The sequence below is a fragment of the Methylobacterium sp. J-067 genome, assembly GCF_022829465.1.
In the GTDB taxonomy this organism is placed as follows: Bacteria; Pseudomonadota; Alphaproteobacteria; order Rhizobiales; family Beijerinckiaceae; genus Methylobacterium; species Methylobacterium litchii.
The window spans coordinates 25,380-41,352 of sequence record NZ_JAKSXZ010000144.1 but is presented as its reverse complement, the minus strand read 5'-3'; the positions used below and the strand labels follow the sequence as shown (position 1 = coordinate 41,352).

The following is a 15,973-nucleotide window of genomic DNA, read 5'->3' as shown; positions in this document are numbered from 1 at the left end:
TCGTCGTCCTTCAGCCCTTGACCTGCGGCGCCGCCGCGGCGCCCGCCGGCATGCCTGCCCCCGAGATCTGCCGGCCCGGACCGGTGACGCTCTCGACGATCGAACCAGGCAACGGCTTGGGCGTCTCGAACAGGCCGCAGAGCGGCATCACCAGCAGGAAGTGCGCGAAGTAGTAGGCGGTGCAGATCTGGGAAGCGATCACGTAGCCGCCTTCCGGGGGCTGCGAGCCGAGCCAGCCGAGTAAGAAGCACACGCCCAGGAACACCCACATGAACTGCCGGTAGATCGGCCGGTAGTTGCACGAGCGGATACGCGACGTGTCCAGCCAGGGCGCGAAGGCCAGGATGATCACCGCCGAGAACATCAGGATGACGCCGCCGAGCTTGTCCGGCACCGCGCGCAGGATCGCGTAGAACGGCAGGAAGTACCATTCCGGCACGATGTGCGCGGGCGTCACCGCCGGGTTCGCCTGGATGTAGTTGTCCGCATGGCCGAGGTAGTTCGGCATGAAGAACAGGAACCACGCGAACAGGATCATGAACACCACGGTGGCGAACACGTCCTTCACCGTCGCGTAGGGGGTGAAGGGCACTGCGTCCTTGCCCGACTTGATCGGGATGCCGGCCGGGTTGTTCTGCCCCGTCACGTGCAGCGCCCAGACGTGCAGGACGACGACGCCCGCGATCATCCAGGGCAGCAGGTAGTGGAGGGAGAAGAAGCGGTTCACGGTCGGGTTGCCGACGGAGTAGCCGCCCCAGAGCAGGCTCTGGATCGTATCGCCGACCACCGGGATCGCCGCCAGGATGTTGGTGATGACGGTGGCGCCCCAGAAGCTCATCTGGCCCCACGGCAGGGTGTAGCCGAGGAAGGCCGTGGCCATCATCAGCAGGTAGATGATGACGCCGAGGATGTAGAGCACTTCACGCGGGGCCTTGTACGACCCGTAATAGAGCGCCCGGAACATGTGGACGTAGACCGCCACGAAGAACATCGACGCGCCGTTGGCGTGCGCGTAGCGCAGCAGCCAGCCGTAGTTCACGTCGCGCATGATCTTCTCGACGGAGTTGAAGGCTCCGGTCGCGGACGGCTCGTAATGCATCGCCAGCCAGACGCCGGTGATGATCTGGATGCCGAGGAAGGCGGCGAGGATGGCGCCGAAGGTCCAGAAGTAGTTCAGGTTCCGGGGCACCGGATACGCGATGAACGACGAGTGGACGAGGCCGACGATCGGCAGCCGCGATTCGAACCATTTGGCGACGCGGCTCTTCGGGACGTAGGTGCTGGCGGTACCGCTCATGTCTGCCTCTGTCCTCAGGCCTCGCCCTTCCCGCCCTGTTCGCCAATGCGGATCTTGGTGTCCGTCTGGAAGGCGTAGGGCGGAATGGGAAGATTGATCGGCGCGGGCCCGCGGCGGACGCGGCCCACGGCGTCGAACTGGGAGCCGTGGCACGGGCAGGCCCAGCCCTCGAAGTTACCCTGGTGGCCGATCGGCACGCAGCCCAGGTGCGTGCAGTTGCCGTAGACCACCAGCCACTGGTCGTGGCCGTTCTTCACCCGCGAATCGAAGGCGGCGGGCTCGATCATGGCCGAGAGCGGCACGCCCTTCATGTCCGTGACCTCCTTCGAGGTCAGCTTGCGCACGAAGATCAGCTTGCCCCGCCAGAAGACGTTGACGATCTGCCCGTCCTGGATCGGCGTCAGGTCCACCTCGATCGGGGCACCGGCCGCGATCACGTCGGCATCGGGCGCCATGGAGGAGACGAAGGGCCACGCGACGGCGGCGGCGCCGACGGCGAGGCCCGCCCCCGTTGCGAGGAACAGAAAATCACGACGGCTGCCGTCGTGGGACGCATCGGCGGGAGCGGCGGTTGTGTTCGCCAAGGGCTCAGCACTCCGAGGTCGTGTGTCACGGGTCGGTTCCGCCGGAAGGCGGCCGCCGGGACCACAGCATTATGGTTCTAAACTGTGCAATGCGACCGGCCGTCGCCTCAAGTCAAGCGCCCCGGACCAATGGCCAAGCCAAACCCGCGAGGAAGTGCGCAAAGTGTGACAAGCGCCGCCCGGCCGGCCCGCCTGCGAAGACGAACGTCCAGCAAGATCAAGAAACACACGACTGCCCCAAACGTTAGCTGCGCGTTAATCAGGACACGGCATGATAATTCAAAATTTCGTGCAAGTTGTGCTTGGGGAAGTCGCGTGTCGTTGTTGAAGAGCGGACTGAAATCCATTGGCGCGAAGCTGACGGTCGCGATGCTGGGCCTGTCTCTCGGCTCTGCGGCGGTGGTCGGCGTGGTCAGCTACCGCGCCCAGGTCTCGGCGAGCGACAGCGCCATCGGCGCGAGTCTCCTGCGGCGCTACAACGCCGTCTCGGAGGCCATGGCCGAGCAGGGTCAGCGGGCGCTCACCGCCGCCTTCGCCATCGCCAACGACCGGGGCGTGGCCGACGCCTTCGCCCGGGGCGACCGGGCCGACGCCCTCGCCCGTCTCGCCCCGCTCTATCCCGAGATGAAGAAGCTCGATCTCGGCCTCGTCACCCTGCACGGGGCGGACGGGAAGGCCTTCGCCCGCTCGCATGCGCCGGACAAGTTCGGCGACGAAGTGCTCAATCGCCGCGCCATGGTGCGGGACGTGATCCAGGCGCGCGGCACGCAGACCGGCATCGAGCCCGGCCGCGACAGCGTCAGCATCTTCGCCGTCGTCCCGATGACGGTCGAGGGCCGGTTCGTGGGCGTCGCCGACGTGGGCGCGGCCCTGGGGCCCGACTTCCTCGCCGCCCTGAAGCGCCGGGTCGGGGTCGACATCGCGATGCATCTCGTGGGCGAGAACGGCGTGCAGACGCTGGGCGCCACCTTCGCGCAGAAGTCGTTGCTGCCGCAGGACGCGCAGCGCGAGGCGATGGGCGGGCCGATCGCGCCGCGCATGAGCGAGATCGGCGGGCGCCCCGTCGCGGTGCTGGCCGCGCCGCTGCGCAACTATTCTGGCAAGGCTATCGGCACGCTGGAGGTCGCCCTCGACGTCACCGACCTCCTCGCCGCCCGCGACCGCGCGGTCTACACCCTCGGCGCGGTCCTGCTGGCCGTCGCCGCCGCCGCGATGGCCGCCGCCTACGCCCTGTCCCGCCATATCGGCACCCCGGTGGCGCAGCTGAACGACGCGATGGGCGAGATCGCCGCCGGCCGCCTCGACCGCGAAGTGCCCTCCCTCGAACGGGGCGACGCCATCGGCGACATGGCCCGCTCGGTGGCGTATTTCCGCGATGGGCTGGTCAGCCAGCGCGCCATGACGGCCGAGAAGGAGGCCGACACCCTGGAGAAGATGCGCCAGGCCGAGCGGATGAGCGCGCTCATCCATGGCTTCGAGGGCAGCGTCGGCTCCATCGTCGGCATCGTCTCCTCCGCCGCCACCGAGTTGCAGGCCACCGCCCAGCACCTCTCGCAGACCGCCGACGACACCTCGGCGCGGGCGGAAGCCGTCGCCGTCGCGGCGCATCAGGCGGGCTCGAACGTCACCTCCGTGGCGGGCGCGGCCGAAGAGCTCGGCGCGTCGGTGCAGGAGATCGCCCGGCAGGTGGATCACTCCCTCTCCCAATCCACGGCGGCGGTTCAGGAGACGCAGGCCTCCGCCGCCACGGTGAGCGAACTGAAGGAGATGGTGGGCCGCATCGACGAGATCGTCGCGCTCATCGCCGGCATCGCCTCGCAGACGAACCTCCTCGCCCTCAACGCCACCATCGAGGCGGCGCGGGCCGGCGAGGCGGGGCGTGGCTTCGCCGTCGTCGCCTCCGAGGTGAAGGCGCTCGCCGCGCAGACGAGCCGCGCCACGGACGAGATCTCGGCGCAGATCGCCGGCATCCAGGCGACCACCGCGAAGGCGGTCACGGGGATCGGCGGCATCGTGGGGACGATCCACGACATCAACCGCGCGGCTTCGGCCATCGCCACGGCGGTGGACCAGCAGGGCGCGGCGACCCGCGAGATCGTCTCGGCGGTCAGCCAAGCCTCGCAGGGCACCTCGGAGGTCGGCTCAAGCATCGCCGTGGTCTCGAACGCCGTCTCCGGCACGGGCGCGGCGGCCGGGCAGGTCTTCGCGGCCTCCGAGGAACTGGCCCGTCAGGCCGAGGCCCTGCGCGCCGAGGTGGAAGGCTTCCTCCACGGCGTGCGGGCGGCCTGAGACCCTACTCGGCGGCGTCCTCGAAGGGCGCCGTCCGGTCGGGCAGGAACCCGCCCGATTGCCGGGCCCAGAGCCCGGCATAGACCCCGCCCTGCGCCACGAGTTGGGCGTGCGTCCCCTCCTCCACGATCCGGCCCGCCTCGATCACCACGAGGCGGTCCATCGCCGCGATGGTCGAGAGCCGGTGCGCGATGGCGAGCACCGTCTTGCCGGCCATCAGCGTGTCGAGGGAATCCTGGATCGCCGCCTCGACCTGGCTGTCCAGCGCCGAGGTCGCCTCGTCGAGGATGAGGATCGGGGCGTCCTTCAGGATCACGCGGGAGATGGCGATGCGCTGGCGCTGCCCGCCCGAGAGCTTCACCCCCCGCTCGCCCACATGGGCCTCGTAGCCCCGCCGGCCCTTGTGATCCACGAGGTCGGCGATGAACTTGTCCGCGTGGGCGAGCCGGGCGGCCTGATCCACCTCCGCGTCGGTCGCGCTCGGGCGCCCGTAGGCGATGTTGTCCCGGATGGAGCGGTGCAGCAGGGACGTGTCCTGGCTCACCATCGCCACCGCCTCCCGCAGGGACGATTGCGTGACCCCCGCGATGTCCTGCCCGTCGATGAGGATGCGCCCGCTCTCCACGTCGTAGAGGCGCAACAGCAGCGTCGCGAGGGTCGACTTGCCCGCGCCGCTCACCCCCACCAGCCCGACGCGCTCGCCGGCCCGGATCGTGAGGGAGAAATCCTCGATGATCGAGGCATCGCCCCGCCCGTAATGGAAGCCGACCTGCTCGTAGCGGATCTCGCCGCCCGTCACTGCGAGTTCCCGCGCACCGGGGGCATCGACGAGGCCGTGCGGACGGCTGATCGTCTGCATGCTCTCCTGGATGACGCCGACATTCTCGAACACGCCGCGCACGGTCTGCATGACCCAGCCCGACATCGCGATGAGGCGCAGCACCAGGGCGAGCCCGGCCGAGGCCTCGCCGGTCGTCATGCCGCCCTGCCGCCACAGGGCGAGGCAGGCCCAGCCGGTGGCGATCAGCAGGGCACTGTTGAGGATCCCGAGCAGGGTCGTCGTCGCCGTCACAAGGCGGAACTGGTGCAGGTAGGCGTCGGTGTGGGTCTGCACCGCGTCGCGCACCGCCGCGCGCTCCTCCCGGTCGCGGGCGAAGAGCTTCACGGTGAGGATGTTGGTGTAGCTGTCCACCACGCGGCCGATCAGCACCGAGCGGGTGTCGGCGGTGGCGTGCGAGCGCGCCCGCGCCCGGGGCACGAACCACCGCGTCAGTGCGGCGTAGGCGAGGATCCAGAGCACCACCGGCAGGGCGAGCCAGGGGGAGATCGAGCCGAACAGCCCCACCGCCGTCACGGCATAGATCGCGACGTAGAGCAGCGTGTCGATGAACACGACCGCGAGTTCGCGCACCGCCGGGCCGACCTGCACCACGCGGTTCGCGAGCCGCCCGGCGAAGTCGGCCTGGAAGTACGAGAGCGAATGCCCGAGCGTGTAGAGATGCGCCCGCCAGCGGATCTGGTTGGTGGATTGCGGCACCACGAGCTGGTTCGACAGCGCCTCGTGCGCCCAGATCGAGACCGGCCGCACCAGCGCGACGAGGGCGAGGGAGATGGCGATGCCCGTCGCGTGGTCCGACAGGACCGTGGCCCGGTCGGCCGAGCCGAGCATGTCAATGAACCAGCGCATGACGAGGTAGAGGGAGGCCTCCACCGTGCCCGCGATCACCGCGATGGCGAAGAGCGCCGCCAGCGCCCCCCGGATCGGGCGCAGGTAGAACCACGCGAAGCCGGTGACCGACTTCGGGGGCATCCGCGTCTCATCGAAGGATGCGAAGGGGTCGATCCGGCGTTCGAGCCAATCGAGGAACATGCTGTACGACGGGTTCTCTGGCAGGACCCGTCATGTAAGGGCCGGGAGCCGCAGGCCAAGCGACCGCGACTCCACAGCAGCCGACTACCGGTTGAGGGCGAGGGACGCGCCGGACTTGGTGAGCGCGCCGTCAAGCCCCGCGCCGCCCTGGCGCAGGCGCGCCGCGACGCTGCCGCCCGGCTGATAGAGATAGACCTCGCCGTCGCGGTAATCCCAGGCCGAGACCCGGCCGAGTTCCTTGTTCGAACAGCCGGAGGTCGAGGCCTTGTAGAGGTCGAGGGAGGGCGTGCTCGACAGGGTCACGCGGCAGCTGGCGCCCGTGGCGTCACGGGCATCCCACCCGCCTACGACGGCGGCGCGGCCGGTGGTCGTGACTGGCGGCGGCGGCGGGGGCGGCGTCACCGGCTCCGCGACGACGGCAGGCGCACTCGGGTTCAGGCCGGCGACGGGCCCGGGGGGCGGCGGCGGCGGCGGCGCGTCGGGGCTCGCCGAGGCGCCCGGCGGGGGCGCGAGGGGGGCGGCGGTGACGGTGCCGGAGGGGATCGCCGCGACGGGCGCCTCGAAATCGGCGCGGGGTCCGGGGGCGCGGGTCTTCGGTCCCTCAAAACGGTCCGACGCGCAGGCGCCGAGGCCGGCGCTGAGGCAAAGGACGGCGATCAACGAGGGGCTCGGGCGCGGCATCGGTCCCACTTGGCTCGGGCTGGTGGCTCGGACGGGCGCCGACATGCGCCCCGTGCCTGCCTCGGCGGGAAATGCGCTCGCCACAAGGCGGGGTCCGGCTCGTTCGGGCGTCGGGGGGCGAATTACGGGCTTTTCGCCCCGGTGTTGCCCCGGCGCCGCAGGGGCGCCGGGGGGTCGGCGCGGTCGATCAGACCTCGCGCTCGACCATCATCTTCTTGATCTCGGCGATGGCCTTCGCCGGGTTCAGGCTCTTCGGGCAGGTGTTGGCGCAGTTCATGATCGTGTGGCAGCGGTACAGCCGGAACGGATCGTGCAGGTTGTCGAGGCGCGCGCCCGTGTTCTCGTCGCGGGAATCGATCAGCCAGCGATAGGCCTGGAGCAGGGCCGCCGGGCCTAAGAACTTCTCGCCGTTCCACCAGTAGCTCGGGCACGAGGTCGAGCAGCAGGCGCAGAGGATGCACTCGTAGAGGCCGTCGAGGCGGGCGCGGTCCTCCGGCGTCTGGCGCCACTCCTTCTCGGGAGAGGGCGTGTCGGTCTGGAGCCAGGGCTCGATGGCCGCGTGCTGCGCGTAGAAGTTCGTGAGATCCGGCACCAGATCCTTCAGCACCGGCATGTGCGGCAGCGGATAGATGCGGATGGCGCCGTCCTTGTCCTTGCGGGTCAGGATCGGCAGGGCGTTGTCGGGGCTCTTGCACTCGTCGATGCCCATCGTGCAGGCGAGCGCGTTCTGCCCCTCGATGTTCATGGCGCAGGAGCCGCAGATGCCCTCGCGGCAGGAGCGGCGGAAGACCAGGGTCGAGTCGACCTTGTTCTTGATCCACAGCAGGGCGTCGAGCACCATCGGCCCGCAATCCTCCCGGTCGACCAGATAGGTGTCGACGCGCGGGTTCTGCCCGTCATCCGGGTTCCAGCGGTAGATCCGGAAGGTCTGCAGGTTCTTCGCACCGGCCGGCGCCGGCCAGGACTTGCCCTGCGTGATCTGCGAGTTCTTGGGCAGGTTGAACTGGGCCATGGGGAGTATCGATTCCGCGAGGGCAGGTCGATGCGGCGGATCGCGGAGCGACCCGCCGCCTGATGGTTCAGCCGAGGGAAAGCCTCAGTACACGCGCGCCTTCGGCTCGATGTACTGGATCTCGTTCGACATCGTGTAGGTGTGCACCGGACGATAATCGATCGTGACCCCGCCCGTGTCGCCGATCCAGGCCAGGGTGTGCTTCATCCAGTCCTTGTCGTTGCGGTCCGGGAAGTCCTCGCGGGCGTGGGCGCCGCGCGATTCCTTGCGGTTGGCGGCCGATTCCATCGTCACCACCGCCTGGCCGATCAGGTTGTCGAACTCCAGGGTCTCCAGAAGGTCGGTGTTCCAGACCAGCGAGCGATCGGTGATCTTCACGTCCGAGGCGGCGTCGTGGACCTTGTGGATCAGGCCGCGACCCTCTTCCAGAACCTCGCCCGTGCGGAAGACGGCGCAGTTGTTCTGCATGGTCTTCTGCATCTCGGCGCGCAGTTCCGCCGTGGCGGTGCTGCCGTTGGCGTAGCGGAAGCGGTCGAGACGCTCCAAGGCCTTGTCGGTGGCGCCCTTCGGCAGTTCCATCGCCCGGCCGTTCGGCTCGACGATCTCGGCGCAGCGCTTGCCCGCCGCGCGGCCGAACACGACGAGGTCGATGAGCGAGTTGGAGCCGAGGCGGTTCGCCCCGTGCACCGAGACGCAGGCCGCCTCGCCGATGGCCATCAGGCCCGGCACCACGGTGTCGGGGTTGCCGTCCTTCAGGGTCAGCACCTCGCCGTGATAGTTCGTGGGGATGCCGCCCATGTTGTAGTGGACGGTCGGGATGACCGGGATCGGCTCCTTGGTCACGTCGACGCCTGCGAAGATCTTCGCGCTCTCCGAGATGCCCGGCAGGCGCTCATGGAGGATCTTCGGATCGAGGTGGTCGAGGTGCAGGTAGATGTGGTCCTTGTTCTTGCCGACGCCGCGACCGTCGCGGATCTCCATGGTCATGGAGCGCGAAACGACGTCGCGGGAGGCGAGGTCCTTCGCCGACGGGGCGTAGCGCTCCATGAAGCGCTCGCCCTCGGAGTTCGTCAGGTAGCCGCCCTCGCCGCGCGAGCCCTCGGTGATGAGGCAGCCGGCGCCGTAGATGCCGGTCGGGTGGAACTGCACGAACTCCATGTCCTGCAGGGGCAGGCCGGCGCGCAGCACCATGGCGTTGCCGTCACCCGTGCAGGTGTGAGCGGAAGTGGCCGAGAAGTAGGCCCGGCCGTAGCCGCCGGTCGCCAGGATGGTCTGCTGGGCGCGGAAGCGGTGGATCTCGCCGGTCGCCTGATCGAGGGCGATGACGCCCCGGCAGCGGCCTTCCTCGTCCATGATGAGGTCGAGGGCAAAGTACTCGATGAAGAAGTCCGTCTGGTTCTTCACCGCCTGCCCGTAGAGGGTGTGCAGCATGGCGTGGCCGGTGCGGTCGGCCGCCGCGCAGGTGCGCTGGGCGGTGCCCTTGCCGTAATCGGTGGTCATGCCGCCGAACGGACGCTGGTAGATCTTGCCCTCTTCCGTGCGGGAGAAGGGCACGCCCCAATGCTCCAGCTCGTACACCGCCGCCGGGGCGTTGCGCACGAGGTACTCGATGGCGTCCTGGTCGCCGAGCCAGTCCGACCCCTTCACGGTGTCGTACATGTGCCAGCGCCAATCGTCCGGCCCCATGTTGCCGAGCGAGGCCGAGATGCCGCCCTGCGCCGCCACGGTGTGGGAGCGGGTGGGGAACACCTTGGTGATGCAGGCCGTGCGCAGGCCGGCTTCCGAGCAGCCCACCGTGGCGCGAAGGCCCGCGCCGCCGGCGCCGACGATCACCACGTCGAACGCGTGATCATGGATGGTGTAGGCGGGCTTGCCGCCGTTCGTTCCGTTCACGGCCATGGTCGGCTCCGAAGGTTGCGGGATCAGACGGGCGGCTGGCCGAAGCCGACGCGCAGGATCGCGTAGAGGCAGGCCACGGCCACGACGACCGCGTAGAAGTTGTTGGCGAAGATGGCCGCGATCTTCGTCGCGGGGGCGTGGACGTAATCCTCGATGACCACCTGCATGCCGAGACGCATGTGGATCGTCACCGACAGCACCGCCAGGATTAGGACCAGCGACACGAAGGGGCTGCCCACGAGGCGGATCGCCTCAGGGTAAGGCCGCCCGGCCATGCGGGCGATGATGACCACGAAGGCCAGCATAAGGAATACGTTCGCGACGGCGGTGAGCCGCTGCAGCCACCAATGCCCGGCGCCGTGATGCGAGACGCCCAGCCCCCGTACCCGCGCGCGGGGCGTGCGGATCGAGGCGGCGGTGTTCTGGCGGATGGATTCCTTGGCCATGTCAGTCCCTCTCAGCGGGCCAGGAGGCCGACGACCCAGACCACGACGGTCAGCGCGGTCGAGCCGATGAGCGTCATCCGGGCGAGGCTGAGGCGCTGCGTCTTGTCGAAGCCGATGCCGGCGTCCCACACGAAGTGGCGGATGCCGCCGAGCATGTGGTGCAGCAGGATCCAGGTGTAGACGAACAGGATCAGCTTGCCGAAGATCGACCCGAAGAAGCCCGCGACCCACCCGTAGGCCGCCGGGCCGGAGGCGAGCGCCACGAGCCAGATGGCGACCAGCGCGGTGCCGCCGTAGAGCGCGGTGCCGGTGATGCGGTGGAACACCGACATCGCCATGGTCCACGTCCAGCGGTAGATCTGGAGATGCGGCGAGAGCGGCTGGGCCACTGTCGGGCGGGCTGTTGGGGCCATCGGCGGGGGAACCTCGCGGTTTCGAACTGGACCGTCTCTAAGGTGGAAGCGGTAGTGTCTGGGCGGGAAAGCCGCAAGGCGGCATGGTGCGGCGCAATGCACCCAACCCACTGACACATCGACTGGTCTGTCATTTCAGCCATCCGAGGAGCCGCCACCATCCGTAATCGAGGGGTGCGGCCACGAGGAGCGAGACGAGACCGAAGGGCACGGTGAGGCGGGCCGCCCGCGCGAGCGGCACCCGCCCGAGTTCGCTGGCGAAGACGATGGGCGGCGCCTGATAGGGGAAGAACAGGGTCGAGTAGCCGATCACCTGGATCGAGACGACGGTCAGCGCCGGCAGGCCGCTCGCCTGGGCCATCTCCGGCGCCAGGGCCGTGTAGAGCGCGGGCGCCCCGTTGGCGGTGACGAGCAGGGTGATCGTGGTGCTGATTCCCGTGAGCACCGCGAAGTTCTGCGCCGGCGCGCCGGGCTCGAGCGGCGCCACCGCGAGGAGCGCGTGGCCCAGCCGCTCCCCGAGGCCGGTGGCGTTCACCAGCGCGACGAGGCCGAGCAGGGCGGCGATGTAGAAGCAGGTCCGCAGGCTCACCTGCCCGAACGCATCCGCCGACATCACACCGACCTTCGGCAGGAGGCACAGCACCGCCGACATCAGCCCGACCCAGGCGGGGGGCAGGCCGTGGAGGCTGTCCGTCATCCAGAGGGCGAGGGTGCCGACGAGGATCGCCGCGAGCCGGCGCTCCGCCCCCGACAGCGGCGGCAGGGCGGGCAGGTCCCGCGTCGCCGCCGTGACCCGGTCGGGGAACAGGCGGACGACGAGCCCCACCAGCATCACGCCCTTCACGAAGGCCAGCACGGGCGCGTGCAGCAGGAAGTACGACAGGTAGGAGAAGTGCACGCCGAGCAGACGCTCGGCCGAGCCCGCCATCACGAGGTTCGGCACGTTCGCGGGCAGGATCGCCGCCGAGAGGACCGGGGTCGCCACGCCCACCGCGAGCACGGCGCCGTCCCGCCCCGGCCGCCCGGCCGCGAGACCGAAGGCGTCGCAGAGCGCCAACGTCACGGGGATCATCAGGGCGATCCGGCCGAGATTCGAGGGCATCACCAGGGCGAGCAGGAAGCTCAAGCCCACGAGCCCGGCGATGAACAGCGTGTAGGAGCCCGACAGGCGCTGGGCGAGCACCCGCGCCATCCGCGCGCCGAGGCCGGTGCGGGTCATGCCCTGCCCGACGATCATCCCCGACAGGACGAGCCAGAAGGCCTGCGAGGCGAAACCGGAAAAGATCGTCTCGGCCGGGGCGAGCTTGAACAGCATCGCCAGCCCGAAGAACGCCAAGGCGGTGACGATCTCCGGCAGCAGCGCCGTGGCCCAGAGGCCCATGCACAGGACGAGCAGGAGGGCCGTGCCGAGCAACGCACCCTGTCCGGTCAAAGCAGCCGTCCTCCCCATTCCCGATTGGCCGCGATCCTGCCCGGTTCCAGGCCAACCGCAATGCGTCGTCCGTGCATCCAGCCTTCGCGCGAAGCGAAGGGTGGGGCGCTTTCGCAATCGTTGATTTTTTTTAAATAAAGAAGAGTCTATCGTGCTCACAACCAAAAGTTTTAGCGCCATTGAATTGTAAATATTCTAAAAGATAAATCGTCGTTCGCGCTTGTTTCATGTTGAATGCGCGCATCGAATCTGCGTCATTGCGCCGCGCCGACCGATACAGCGCGTGGGCAGCGCCGAGACCGCCACTTCAATGGTTTCAATACTTCACCGCGAGCACCGACGCTCGATTCTGTTCTGCATGATCGTCGTTTCTGCCACGACATCACCTGCCATGGCGCGGGATACGCCGCCGCCGGACGCGGAGGTGACGCTCGACACCCTCACCGTGGAGGGCGCGGCAGGGCCGAGGGGCGTCGTACCGGCCTATGCCGGCGGACAGGTGGCGCAGGGCGGCCGGCTCGGGCTCCTCGGCAACACCGAGACGGCCAAGTCGCCGTTCAGCGTCTCCAGCTACACCGACACGTTCGTGCGCGACCGGCAGGCCTCGACGGTGTCGGAGGCATTGGCCCTCGACCCCTCAGTCCGCGCCACGCAGACGACCGGGGCACCATTCGATTCGCTCTACATTCGCGGCCTGCCCGCCAGCGAGGGAATCAGCGGCGAGACCGCCTTCGACGGGCTTTACGGCATCGCCCCGAGCTTCCGCGTCTTCGCCGACTATGCCGAGCGGATCGAGGTGCTGAAAGGTCCCTCCGCGGCCCTGTCCGGCATCGCACCGAACGGCGGCGTCGGCGGCACCGTCAACGTGGTGCCCAAGCGCGCGGGTGAAGACCTGACCCGCCTGACCCTCGATTACGGTTCCCGTGCCCATGGCGGCGGGCAGCTCGATGTGGCGCGGCGGGGTGGCGCGAACCGCGAATGGGGTGTGCGCTTCGTCGGCAGCGCCCATGGCGGCGACACGCCGTTCGACCGGCAATCGGAGACGAGCGGAGTCGGGGAGCTGGCGCTGGACTACCAGGGCGAGCGATTCCGGGCGTGGCTCTACCTGCTCGCGCAGACCGACCGGTTCCAGGCGCCGCTTCGGCCGTTCCTGCTGCCGGCCGGCGTTGGCGTGCCGCGGGCCCCGGACGGACGCCGCAATGTGACCCAACCCTGGGAGACCTCGACTGTCGATGATCGCGGCGGCCTCCTGCGCGCCGAATACGACCTGACCGACAGGATCACCCTGTTCGCCGATGTCGGCGGATCGCAGACGGAGGTCTCGCGCATCTTCGCTTCCGCGCCGACCATCACCAACCTGCGGGGCGACACGGTGACGGTCCCGCAATTCTACGGCCTCGACAGCGACCGCCTCACCGCCGACGGCGGCCTGCGCGCCACCTTCGAGACCGGGTTCATCCGCCATGCCGTCGCTGTCCAGGCATCCACCTACCACGAGGAGATCGGCCGCTACCTCTCGCCGGCCGGGCGCAGCTACCGCTCGAACATCTATGACCCCATCCTTGTCCCGCCCATCGGCGTGGCGGTGAGCCAGGCTCGCCCGCGCCTTTCCGACAGCACGCTGACGGGCGTCTCCGTCGCCGATACGATGTCCGTGCTGGACGAGCATGTGCTGCTGACGTTGGGCGTGCGGCGCCAGGGCGTCGAGGCGCACAACTACGCGGCGAATACAGGCGCGCTGCTCACGACCTACGACAAGAGCGCGACGACCCCCCTGGTCGGCCTCGTGCTGCGGCCGTCGGACACCATCTCGGTCTACGGCAACTACATCGAGGGACTGAGCCGGGGCGACGTGGCCCCCGCCACCGCCGCCAATTCCGGCGCGGTACTGGCACCCTATCTCGCGCATCAGGTGGAAGTGGGCGTGAAGGTCGATTGGGGCGCGGTCTCCACCACCCTCGCCGCGTTCCGCATCGACAAGCCGAACGGCGAACTCGGCACCGGCCGCATCTACGCGCAGACCGGGGAGCAGCGGATCGAGGGCCTGGAATTCGGCGTCTACGGCGAGGTCGCGCCGGGCATCCGGGCGCTCGGCGGGGTGACGCTCCTCGACGGCACCCTCACCCGCACCGTCACCGCCGCGAATGTCGGCCATACGCCCATCGGCGTGCCCGGCCTCCAGCTGAACCTCGGCGGAGAGTGGGACATCCCCTTCGTCCCGGGCCTCACCCTCGACGGAGCGGTGGTGCATACCGGCCGCCAATATCTCGACGCCGCCAACCGGCAGGCGGTGCCGGATTGGACGCGGGTGGACATCGGCGCCCGCTATGCGACCCTGATCGGCGGGCGCCGCACGGTGTTCCGCGCCACAATCGTCAACGTGGCCGGCGCGAAATACTGGACGGGCGTCGCTTCGTACGGGACGTTCTTCCAGGCGGCGCCGCGCACCTACCTCCTGTCGATGGCGGTCGATCTGTAGGCTACCGGAACGGCGGCTCGTCGAAGCTCCGCAGCTTGCGCGAATGCAGCCCCGCCCGGTCGGCGCGAAGCACATCGAGGGCGGCAAGGCCCACCTTCAGGTGCTCCGACACCGCCCGGTCGTAGAAGGCGTTCGCGGCGCCCGGCAGCTTGATCTCCCCGTGCAGCGGCTTGTCGGACACGCAGAGCAGCGCCCCATAGGGCACCCGCAGGCGGTAGCCCTGCGCCGCCACCGTGCCGCTCTCCATGTCCACCGCGATGGCGCGCGACTGGTTGATGCGCTTCCGCTCCTGCGTGAACCTCAATTCCCAGTTGCGGTCGTCGTAGGTAACGACGGTGCCGGTGCGCAGGCGCTGCTTCAGGGCATCGTCACGCTCGCCCGTCACCTGGGCGGCGGCCGATTGCAGGGCGAGTTGCACTTCGGCGAGCGCCGGCACGGGCACGTCCGGCGGCACGAGCTCGTCGAGGATGCGGTCCCGCCGGAAATAGGCATGGGCCAGCACGTAATCGCCGATGGTCTGCGACTGGCGCAGGCCGCCGCAATGGCCGACCATCAGCCAGCAATCCGGCCGCAGCACCGCGAGGTGGTCGGTGATCGTCTTTGCGTTGGAGGGGCCGACACCGATGTTCACCAGGGTCGTGCCCTGCATCGACCCATCGGGCGCGCGGGCGACGAGGTGGTAGGCCGGCATCTGGTGGCGGTGCCAGGGCGAGGCGGCGAGCAGGGCCGCCGGATCGGCGCCCTCGGCCTCGCCGCGATTCACCACGATGCCGCCGGGCAGGACCAGCCGCTCGAACCCCTCGTCGCCGGAGGCCAGCCGTTCGAGCCCGTGCCGCACGAACTGATCGACGTAGCGGTGGTAGTTGGTGAGTAGGATCCAGGGCTGGACCTCGCGCCAGTCACAACCGGTGTAGTGGACGAGGCGGCGCAGCGAATAATCGACCCGCACCCCGTCGAACAGGGCGAGCGGCCTTGGCTCGCCCTCGACCATGTCGAAGGTGCCGTCCGCGATCTCATCGCCCACCACGGAGAGGAGCGGCACGGGGAAGTAGGTGGCGAGTTCGGCCGCCTCGACCTGCCGCGCGCTGGGGTCGAACCCCGCTTCGAGCACGTAGGGGTACGGGATCTCCTGAGCGCTCACCCCCACTTCGAGGGAGACGCCGTAATCCGCCACCAGCGGCTCCAGCTGCCGCAGCAGGTAATCGCGGAAGAAGGCGGGGTGCGTGATCGTCGTGGAATAGGTGCCCCCCGCCTGGAGCTTGGCGGTCGCCCGGCGCAGGCGCGGCAGCGGCCCGTTCGGCTGATAGGTCACGCGCAGTTCGGGATAGCGGAAGGCCAGCCGCTCCGAGGCGTCCGGCGGGGCGCCGCCGCCGAGATAGCGTTCCAGGGCCTCCCGCAGGGCGGATGTCGCGCCATCGTACAGGGTGACGAGTTGCGCCACCGCCGAGGCGGCATCCGGGACGGCCTGCATCGGCCGCAATTCGCGTTCGATCATGTGTCCTCCGGCCATCGGCCTTACACCGCGCGGGCGGCTCGCGCGAGACGGCCCTTGCGCCGCGCCGTCCCTTGCC

General features: G+C 69.3%; 12 protein-coding genes. 2 read left to right on the top strand and 10 right to left on the bottom strand.

Annotated elements, in window-relative coordinates; translation table 11 throughout:
• Window positions 1–10: 10 nt before the first annotated feature.
• Together MKK52_RS22870 and petA are read right to left on the bottom strand one after the other, a co-directional pair.
• Window positions 11–1,297 (bottom strand): cytochrome b, encoded by a 1,287-nt coding sequence (locus MKK52_RS22870; RefSeq protein WP_243958159.1) that lies wholly within the window; start codon window positions 1,295–1,297, stop codon window positions 11–13.
• Between the two features lie 14 nt (window positions 1,298–1,311).
• Window positions 1,312–1,881 (bottom strand): ubiquinol-cytochrome c reductase iron-sulfur subunit, encoded by a 570-nt coding sequence (petA, locus tag MKK52_RS22865; protein ID WP_243958157.1) that lies wholly within the window; start codon window positions 1,879–1,881, stop codon window positions 1,312–1,314.
• Window positions 1,882–2,196: 315 nt separating this feature from the next.
• Here petA and MKK52_RS22860 point away from each other — a divergent pair, with 315 nt between their 5' ends.
• Complete coding sequence (locus MKK52_RS22860) at window positions 2,197–4,170, top strand: methyl-accepting chemotaxis protein (protein WP_243958155.1); 1,974 nt, start codon at window positions 2,197–2,199, stop codon at window positions 4,168–4,170.
• A gap of 4 nt (window positions 4,171–4,174) precedes the next feature.
• Here MKK52_RS22860 and MKK52_RS22855 read toward each other — a convergent pair whose 3' ends face one another.
• The 7 genes from MKK52_RS22855 to MKK52_RS22825 form a co-directional block, all read right to left on the bottom strand.
• On the bottom strand, window positions 4,175–6,040 hold the full coding sequence (locus tag MKK52_RS22855) for an ABC transporter ATP-binding protein (protein ID WP_243958147.1): 1,866 nt from the start codon (window positions 6,038–6,040) through the stop codon (window positions 4,175–4,177).
• 84 nt (window positions 6,041–6,124) lie between these two features.
• Entirely contained in the window at window positions 6,125–6,721 is a 597-nt protein-coding gene (locus tag MKK52_RS22850) for an AprI/Inh family metalloprotease inhibitor (RefSeq protein ID WP_243958145.1), read from the bottom strand.
• A gap of 187 nt (window positions 6,722–6,908) precedes the next feature.
• The gene (locus MKK52_RS22845; RefSeq protein ID WP_243958143.1) at window positions 6,909–7,733 is read right to left on the bottom strand and encodes a succinate dehydrogenase iron-sulfur subunit; all 825 of its coding nucleotides are present in this window, start codon (window positions 7,731–7,733) and stop codon (window positions 6,909–6,911) included.
• Between the two features lie 84 nt (window positions 7,734–7,817).
• The gene (gene sdhA, locus MKK52_RS22840) at window positions 7,818–9,632 is read right to left on the bottom strand and encodes a succinate dehydrogenase flavoprotein subunit (protein WP_243958141.1); all 1,815 of its coding nucleotides are present in this window, start codon (window positions 9,630–9,632) and stop codon (window positions 7,818–7,820) included.
• 23 nt (window positions 9,633–9,655) lie between these two features.
• Window positions 9,656–10,078 carry a succinate dehydrogenase, hydrophobic membrane anchor protein gene (sdhD, locus tag MKK52_RS22835; RefSeq protein WP_243958139.1) on the bottom strand — a complete coding sequence of 141 codons (423 nt, stop codon included), beginning with the start codon at window positions 10,076–10,078 and terminating at the stop codon, window positions 9,656–9,658.
• A gap of 11 nt (window positions 10,079–10,089) precedes the next feature.
• Window positions 10,090–10,491 carry a succinate dehydrogenase, cytochrome b556 subunit gene (sdhC, locus tag MKK52_RS22830; RefSeq protein ID WP_243958137.1) on the bottom strand — a complete coding sequence of 134 codons (402 nt, stop codon included), beginning with the start codon at window positions 10,489–10,491 and terminating at the stop codon, window positions 10,090–10,092.
• A 130-nt stretch (window positions 10,492–10,621) separates the two neighbouring features.
• A complete protein-coding gene (locus MKK52_RS22825) occupies window positions 10,622–11,941 on the bottom strand; it encodes an SLC13 family permease (RefSeq protein WP_243958135.1) in 1,320 nt (439 codons plus the stop codon).
• Between the two features lie 373 nt (window positions 11,942–12,314).
• Here MKK52_RS22825 and MKK52_RS22820 point away from each other — a divergent pair, with 373 nt between their 5' ends.
• On the top strand, window positions 12,315–14,402 hold the full coding sequence (locus tag MKK52_RS22820) for a TonB-dependent receptor (protein ID WP_409564729.1): 2,088 nt from the start codon (window positions 12,315–12,317) through the stop codon (window positions 14,400–14,402).
• Between the two features lies 1 nt (window position 14,403).
• Here the strand turns inward: MKK52_RS22820 and MKK52_RS22815 are convergent, their stop codons facing one another.
• Window positions 14,404–15,897: an AMP nucleosidase gene (locus MKK52_RS22815; protein WP_243958131.1), complete on the bottom strand. Its 1,494-nt coding sequence runs from the start codon at window positions 15,895–15,897 to the stop codon at window positions 14,404–14,406.
• Window positions 15,898–15,973 lie beyond the last annotated feature (76 nt).

What these genes read in the sequence shown, in the direction of transcription:
- sdhA (WP_243958141.1), bottom strand. Translation starts at nt 9,632, where the DNA reads ATGGCCGTGAACGGAACGAACGGCGGCAAGCCCGCCTACACCATCCAT.
- sdhC (WP_243958137.1), bottom strand. Translation starts at nt 10,491, where the DNA reads ATGGCCCCAACAGCCCGCCCGACAGTGGCCCAGCCGCTCTCGCCGCAT.
- MKK52_RS22845 (WP_243958143.1), bottom strand. Translation starts at nt 7,733, where the DNA reads ATGGCCCAGTTCAACCTGCCCAAGAACTCGCAGATCACGCAGGGCAAG.
- MKK52_RS22855 (WP_243958147.1), bottom strand. Translation starts at nt 6,040, where the DNA reads ATGTTCCTCGATTGGCTCGAACGCCGGATCGACCCCTTCGCATCCTTC.
- MKK52_RS22820 (WP_409564729.1), top strand. Translation starts at nt 12,315, where the DNA reads ATGGCGCGGGATACGCCGCCGCCGGACGCGGAGGTGACGCTCGACACC.
- MKK52_RS22815 (WP_243958131.1), bottom strand. Translation starts at nt 15,897, where the DNA reads ATGATCGAACGCGAATTGCGGCCGATGCAGGCCGTCCCGGATGCCGCC.
- MKK52_RS22850 (WP_243958145.1), bottom strand. Translation starts at nt 6,721, where the DNA reads ATGCCGCGCCCGAGCCCCTCGTTGATCGCCGTCCTTTGCCTCAGCGCC.
- MKK52_RS22825 (WP_243958135.1), bottom strand. Translation starts at nt 11,941, where the DNA reads ATGGGGAGGACGGCTGCTTTGACCGGACAGGGTGCGTTGCTCGGCACG.
- sdhD (WP_243958139.1), bottom strand. Translation starts at nt 10,078, where the DNA reads ATGGCCAAGGAATCCATCCGCCAGAACACCGCCGCCTCGATCCGCACG.
- MKK52_RS22870 (WP_243958159.1), bottom strand. Translation starts at nt 1,297, where the DNA reads ATGAGCGGTACCGCCAGCACCTACGTCCCGAAGAGCCGCGTCGCCAAA.